Below are 978 nucleotides of genomic sequence, written 5' to 3'. Positions count from 1 at the left end.
TTGACTGTTTTTCCAATCAAGCCGTAAAACTTCTCTGAAGCCTTAGAAATGAGTTTTTGGACGTTCTTCTTTGTTTCAATGGAACGTAGTTCTTTCTGAAGCTGAAGAAGCTGGTTTTGTACGTCCTTGTGTTTGTCTAATGCACTGGATATATCGTTTGATAGTTCCTGAAGCTGTTCTTTCGCACATTCGGTCTTGTACTGCATAGCCGATAAGTGTTTGCGGTCAGAAGAAACGCCACGTTCCATGCCCAGTGTTTCAGATGCTATGGTTTGGAGTTCTGCCATGTCATCACGCGATAAACGCACACTTTTCCCATTCGACTGCGTCCAATCGAAAACTACATGGGCATGAAGGTTAGGTGTCCATTGCTTTGCGTTCATGTATCCTTCGTCCTTGTGTATATGGATTTGAAATGCTTCGATACCGAAACGTTCTTTACAGACCGTGGCAAACTGCTGGAGTTCCTGCATGGTGGTTTCTTGTTTGATTACTATTACTCCCTCTCGTATGGGTGCGGCTTTAGCCTGCATCTTCTGCCCAACCGTATCGAGATATCTTTGTTTCGCACTTTCCAGCCGATGGGAGATGCTATCTCCAACCCAGCTTTCATTCAAATGACTAAGTTCGGGACGAACATAGTCCAACTCTTTTTCCCTAAAGTTGTGAATCTCACTCCCCGGCTTCACTGCTTGTACATGAATACTTGTTGCTCCCATAAGTTAACATTTTTGTGACAATCGATAACAGCCGGTGACAGCCGGCTGACAGGGGGTTAAGGGGGCTTGTCCCCTTACACACGCACCCTTTAGGGTGCTAGTGTGCTATCACCATACTGCATAGGTGCGAAGTTAGCAAATGTTCTGTAAATGCACAAATAAAGGGGAAAACATTTGGATTTGCGACAATAAAGTACTACCTTTGTTGCTGACCAAACGGTAGCCGACCGATACGGGAGAGTTACCAAAATACAAGCCC

Annotated in this window: 1 protein-coding gene; it reads right to left on the bottom strand. The window is 44.9% G+C overall.

What is annotated here, in order from left to right; genetic code table 11:
* Positions 1-719 (bottom strand): plasmid recombination protein (locus AB5359_RS10210; RefSeq protein WP_368287216.1); only part of this gene is annotated, 719 nt, incomplete at its 3' end.
* Positions 720-978 lie beyond the last annotated feature (259 nt).

It is taken from the genome of Lactobacillus sp. RTP31084st1_F9_RTP31084_210423 (genome assembly GCF_040919545.1).
Lineage (GTDB): Bacteria > Bacillota > Bacilli > Lactobacillales > Lactobacillaceae > Lactobacillus > Lactobacillus paragasseri.
This window is presented reverse-complemented; position numbering and strand designations above follow the sequence as displayed.